The organism is Bartonella sp. CL434QHHD (assembly GCF_042195145.1).
In the GTDB taxonomy this organism is placed as follows: domain Bacteria; phylum Pseudomonadota; class Alphaproteobacteria; order Rhizobiales; family Rhizobiaceae; genus Bartonella.
The window spans coordinates 1-5,347 of sequence record NZ_JBHINT010000013.1; the positions used below are offsets into that span (position 1 = coordinate 1).

Consider the following 5,347-nt stretch of genomic DNA (forward strand, 5'->3'; position numbering starts at 1 on the left):
TCTACTGAAGCAAGACTTAAGGCTGGCATTCAAGTTGTTCTGAATGTTTTTTACAATAAGGGCTATTTAAGCGTCTCTCAATGCTTCGCTGAGGCATCACAGCACCAGGACGACATATGGGAAGGTTGTCTGATTTATGATTTTCACACCATTCTTGTATTGTAAAGCTAGGGCGAAAACCTGATTGCGCCATACACATTTCAATACTGGCAAATTGATTCAAATCTAGCGCCACAACCTTATTAAGGTCCGGTACTCCACATTCTAAAAGTATTTTATTTCTCCATAATGCTGGAGAAAGTGAGGGAATTGAGTTAACACATCCAGTGATACTTAACAGAGCTATACAACTCAACAGTTTTAAGATTTTCTTCATTTTTCCCCTCTTTCAATGGATTTATTTACTATAAAACAGCTCATAAACCTGTTGATATTTTCTGTCACCGCTGCTTAAAACAACGGTGAACAATATTGAGATGATTGGTTGAGAAAACAATCCCGCCATTCCAAGTGAAGGCAAGGAGGGGGATTGTTGATCATCACAAACAAAACTTAAGGTTTGCATTCAGGTGCATTTTTATATTTTTTACAAAAAGGGCTGTTCAAGCGCTTCTTGACACTGGGCCTCGGGATCACAGCGCCTGGACGACAAATGGGAAGGTTTTCGGCTTTATGATTCTCGCACCAAGTCCCTCCCCCCACTTTATCACGAAAACCTGATTGAACCATACAGGCATCAATAGTTGCCCATGCATTGTAGCTGAGTTTTCTGCTTTCTGGATCAGTATCATAAGGGGTTGGCATACCGCATTCTAACAAGGCTTTTCCTACCTCAGTAAAATCAGTAACACCATTTTTCTCCCACGTAGCTATCTCTCCTAGAGGAGGTTTATCGATATTACATCCAGTTACACTCACCAAAACTATTCCACTTAATAACTTTAAAATGTGTTTCATTTTTTACTCCATGATTTACTTAAAGGAAATTGTTCACGATGAGATGAGCCGTAAAACTTTTGGCATTTATAACCCACATCTCCAAGACAGGTATGGGAGCTTATGGGATTTGTAGCCACTCTCAACCATTCTGTCCAAACGTTACTGCCAGCAGGTATTGTCTCGTAGGTATAGCCATTACCGCCAATAATTCTGCTGACAAAGTCATATCTATTCCCATCAAAGCCAATAGTGGTTTGTTTGCCATCACTCACATAACCTAACAGACCGGATGCAACTAAAACATTAAAGGCTGGTCCATAGAAATTGATATTCGTGTTGTCGGCTATACCGTGCACACCTTCTTGTTTGAAAGAATTCAGCATATTCCCCAATGTCATTGTCCCGCGACTATGTCCATAAAGTTCTAATCCTGTAAGACCATAGCTATACATCAAATCTTTTGCTTCTTGTGTTGAATTGGTCAAACCCCAAAAGTTATTTTCCATAAACTTCTGATAGCCCGCGACCAAAAGTTCTGAGATAGCAGAATCGGCTTGGGGGAACACAACAAAATAAAGCGGTACATTTTTATTCTCCGCATGTTGCTCTGCATAAACAGCCGCCTCATAGGGTGGTGTAAAAATGCCATTGAGGGACACATGCACCTTGCCATCAGCACCTTCTTGCAAATGCTGCTTTTCCTCATCCGTTAAATAATGTGCGTGAGGAAACAATCCCGCCATTCCAAGCAAAGGCACGGAGGGCGGATTGTTGGTCATCACAAACAGCAAGACTTAAGGATAGCATTCATATTGTTCTGGATGCTTTTTACAAAAAGGGCTATTTAAGCGCTTCTTGACACTGCGCCTGGGGATCACAGCGCCTGGACGACAAATGGGCAAGTTTTCAGCTTTATGATTTCCACACCAGCCTCCCCCCACATCATATTTATAGCGAAATCCCGCTTGGAGCATGCAAGCATCAATGGTTGCATTTGCATTATAGCTGAGCTTTCTACTTTCTGGATCCTTATCATAAGGGGTTGGCATACCGCATTCTAACAAGGCTTTTCCTATCTCCGTAAAATCTGCTCCTGGCTTTTCCCATGCCCCTATAGAAGATATGGGAGTTTTATTAAACTGACATCCGGTGATACTTAACAAAGTTACAGCACCTAATAGCTTTAGAGTTTGTTTCATTTTTTACTCCTTGATTTACTTAAAGGAAATTGTTCACGATGAGATGTGCCATAGCGCCATGTACACTTATCACTCACATCTCCAAGACAGGTATGGGAGCTTATGGGATTTGTAGCCACTCTCAACCATTCTGTCCAAACGTTACTGCCAGCAGGGAGTGTCCCGTAGGTATAGCCATTGCCGCCAATAATTCTGCTGACAAAGTCATATCTATTCCCATCAAAGCCAATAGTGGTTTGTTTGCCGTCACTCACATAACCTAACAGACCGGATGCAACTATAAAACATTAAAGGCTGGTCCATAGAGATTGATAGTCGTGTTTTCGTTGGCTATACCGTGAACACCTTCTTGTTTGAAAGAATTCAGCATATTCCCCAATGTCATGGTACCACGGCTATGTCCATAAAGTTCTAACCCTGTAATACCATAGCTATACATCAAATCTTTTGCTTCTTGTGTTGAATTGGTCAAACCCCAAAAGTTATTTTCCATAAACTTCTGATAGCCCGCGACTAGAAGTTCTGAGATAGCAGAATCGGCTTGAGGGAACACAACAAAATAAAGCGGTTCATTTTTATCCTTCGCATGTTGAACCGCATAAACAGCGGCTTCCTCTGGTGGAGTAAAGATGCCATTAAAGGACACATGCACCTTGCCATCAGCACCTTTTTGTAAATGCTGCTTTTCTTCATCCGTTAAATAATGTGCGTGAGGAAACAATCGCGCCATTCCAAGTGAAGGCAAGGATGGCGGATTGTTGATCATTAAGGCTGGCATTTGCGACTATTTTTATATTTTTTACAAAAAGGGCTGTTCAAGCGCTTCTTGACACTGCGCTGTGGTATGACAGCACCTGGACGACAAATGGGAAGGTTTTCCGCTTTATGATTTACACACCATCCCCCCCCCCCTTTCTTCATAGCGGAATCCTGATTGAACCATGCAAGCATGAATTGTTGCTATTGCATTATTACTGAGCTTTCTACTTTCTGGATCCTTATCATAAGGGGTTGGCATACCGCATTCTAACAAGGCTTTTCCTATCTCAGTAAAATCTGCTCCTGGCTTTTCCCATGCCCCTATAGAAGATGTGGGAGTTTTATTAAACTGGCACCCAGCTATACTGAATAGAGTTACAGCACTTAATAATTTTAAGGTTTGTTTCATTTTTTACTCCGTGATTTACTTAAAGGAAATTGTTCACGATGAGATAAACCATAATTATATCTACATTTATAACTCGCATCTCCAAGACAGGTATGGGAGCTTATGGGATTCATGATCACTCTCCACCATTCTGTCAAAACGTTACTACCAGCAGGTATTGTCTCGTAGGTATAGCCATTGCCGCCAATAATTCTGCTTACAAAGTCATATCTATTCCCATCAAAGCCAATAGTGGTTTGTTTGCCACCACTCACATAACCTAACAAACCGGATGCCGCCAAAACATTAGCCGCTGGTCCATAGAAACTGATCGTTGTATTGCCAGCTACATCATTTACACCTTCTTGTTTGAAAGAATTCATCATATTAAAGCCTGTCAAACTGCCACGACTATGGGCATCAAAATGCAATCCTGTGTTACCATAGCGAGACATTATATCTTTTGCTTCTTGTGTGGAATTGGTCAAACCCCAAAAGTTATTTTCCATAAACTTCTGATAGCCCGCGACCAGAAGTTCTGAGATAGCAGAATCGGCTTGGGGGAACACAACAAAATAAAGCGGTACATTTTTATTCTCCGCATGTTGCTCTGCATAAACAGCCGCCTCATAGGGTGGCGTAAAAATGCCATTGAGGGACACATGCACCTTGCCATCAGAGCCGGCTTGCAAATGCTGCTTTTCTTCATCCGTTAAATAATGAAACTTAGGGATATTTTGTCCACGAGCGTCTTCTATAGGCTCTCCATTTGCATCTATTTCATAGAGTATATTACCCTTTTCATCACGGTCGACCACGGCGATGGGGTGCTCTTTGATAAACATGGTTTTATAGGAATCATCGCTGTATTTAAACCCTTCTTCTAAGAGTTGCGTTACCATTTCACGGTTTTCATGGACGATTTGTTCCAGCTTGCCTACATCGAGCTGTTGTACACCCTTATGGGCGGTGGCAGTATCACGATTAAGGGAGGCTATGGCTTGTTCCACATCTTGCCCTGTCAATGCCTTCTGCCCAGCTTCATCAGTAATGACGATGGTGCCATCGCTAATGGCGGATTTGGTGTATCCTTCCTCTGAATCTTGGGCTTTTGAATGATCTAAGAGATTTTTAGCAATGTTTTTCCCGACACCATATTTGCCCTGATACATCGGACCACCCGCAGAAATGCTTAACCCTTGGCTGCTAGCTTGAGCATGCGCACTGTTGCTGATATCACTGGTGCTAATGCTTCCTGTGGTCAGGCTGTTTTTATCTGCCAGCGCGGTGCTTTCAATAATACCTCCGGTTAGGGTCGTTTTATCTTTAACGTTGATATTAAAACCGCCATCACCCGCTTTGATGCCTGATTGTTCCACAACACTATGATAATCACTAGAGGATTTATCCTTGTTCAAGGAAATATTGGTTGTGGCTGTACCTTCCTTTTCTCGGCTATTATAACCAATGGAAAAAGAGTTTTGCTTGCTAGAACTTTGTCCCGTATCACTGCGGCTGGTAATGGCGAAATCACCCCCTACTTCCATTTCTACATGGTCTGCAGAAGCCACGGCGCCTGCCAGTATGGTGTTTCCCTGACTTATGGTATGAAGAGTGCCAGTGCCTATAATATGGCTGTTCTTCTGGTGAACCTCCTCACTGGACCCCTTGCCTTTACCAAAAGAAGCATTCCCCATCCACCCTGTACCACCGGTACCATAACTATACCCAACATTCATTGAAGTGCTTTGCGTATGATTTTGTGTGCTTTGCGTATTTTGCGCACTTTCAAAAGTGATATCTTCACCTGCTCCCATGGTGATATTCCCGCTCTGTTCATCATTGCTTTGCATCGGGTTTGTGCCAGCAATAATATCGGCTCCAACACCATGGATGCTGCCTTTGTGGGCTTGCATATTAACAGCGCGTCCTGCTTCTATTGTACCTGTCACCGCAGTAGATGTCTGAACCGATGCCTCCTCCTTCTCTGTCTTAAAGCCCACGGTTACGCTAGCAGAAACATCAGCAATATCACGAATAGACTGTTTAAGGTTTCCACCCT

5 protein-coding genes and 2 pseudogenes are annotated in these 5,347 nt (G+C 42.6%); all 7 read right to left on the reverse strand.

The genetic code is table 11. The annotated features are described in order from the left end of the window. Positions 1 to 16: 16 nt before the first annotated feature. Entirely contained in the window at positions 17 to 376 is a 360-nt protein-coding gene (locus tag ACFILN_RS02645; protein ID WP_375670794.1) for a hypothetical protein, read from the reverse strand. Positions 377 to 552: 176 nt separating this feature from the next. Next, on the reverse strand, positions 553 to 957 hold the full coding sequence (locus ACFILN_RS02650) for a hypothetical protein (protein WP_375670796.1): 405 nt from the start codon (positions 955 to 957) through the stop codon (positions 553 to 555). Beyond that, positions 954 to 1,718: a filamentous hemagglutinin gene (locus tag ACFILN_RS02655; RefSeq protein ID WP_375670798.1), complete on the reverse strand. Its 765-nt coding sequence runs from the start codon at positions 1,716 to 1,718 to the stop codon at positions 954 to 956. The genes ACFILN_RS02650 and ACFILN_RS02655 overlap by 4 nt, the downstream gene beginning before the upstream one ends. Positions 1,719 to 1,733: 15 nt before the next feature. Then, on the reverse strand, positions 1,734 to 2,138 hold the full coding sequence (locus ACFILN_RS02660) for a hypothetical protein (protein ID WP_273791329.1): 405 nt from the start codon (positions 2,136 to 2,138) through the stop codon (positions 1,734 to 1,736). Continuing rightward, a pseudogene (locus ACFILN_RS02665) lies at positions 2,135 to 2,853 on the reverse strand (filamentous hemagglutinin); the annotation flags it as partial. The gene ACFILN_RS02660 and the pseudogene ACFILN_RS02665, both read right to left, overlap by 4 nt. A 50-nt stretch (positions 2,854 to 2,903) precedes the next feature. Beyond that, positions 2,904 to 3,306, reverse strand: a pseudogene (locus ACFILN_RS02670) (hypothetical protein). Further along, positions 3,303 to 5,347: hemagglutinin repeat-containing protein (locus ACFILN_RS02675; RefSeq protein WP_375670800.1), on the reverse strand; the 2,045-nt coding region annotated here is incomplete at its 5' end. The pseudogene ACFILN_RS02670 and the gene ACFILN_RS02675, both read right to left, overlap by 4 nt.

Excerpts from the sequence above, each read along its gene's own strand:
- ACFILN_RS02645 (WP_375670794.1), bottom strand. The coding sequence starts at position 376 with ATGAAGAAAATCTTAAAACTGTTGAGTTGTATAGCTCTGTTAAGTATC.
- ACFILN_RS02650 (WP_375670796.1), bottom strand. The coding sequence starts at position 957 with ATGAAACACATTTTAAAGTTATTAAGTGGAATAGTTTTGGTGAGTGTA.
- ACFILN_RS02655 (WP_375670798.1), bottom strand. The coding sequence starts at position 1,718 with ATGACCAACAATCCGCCCTCCGTGCCTTTGCTTGGAATGGCGGGATTG.
- ACFILN_RS02660 (WP_273791329.1), bottom strand. The coding sequence starts at position 2,138 with ATGAAACAAACTCTAAAGCTATTAGGTGCTGTAACTTTGTTAAGTATC.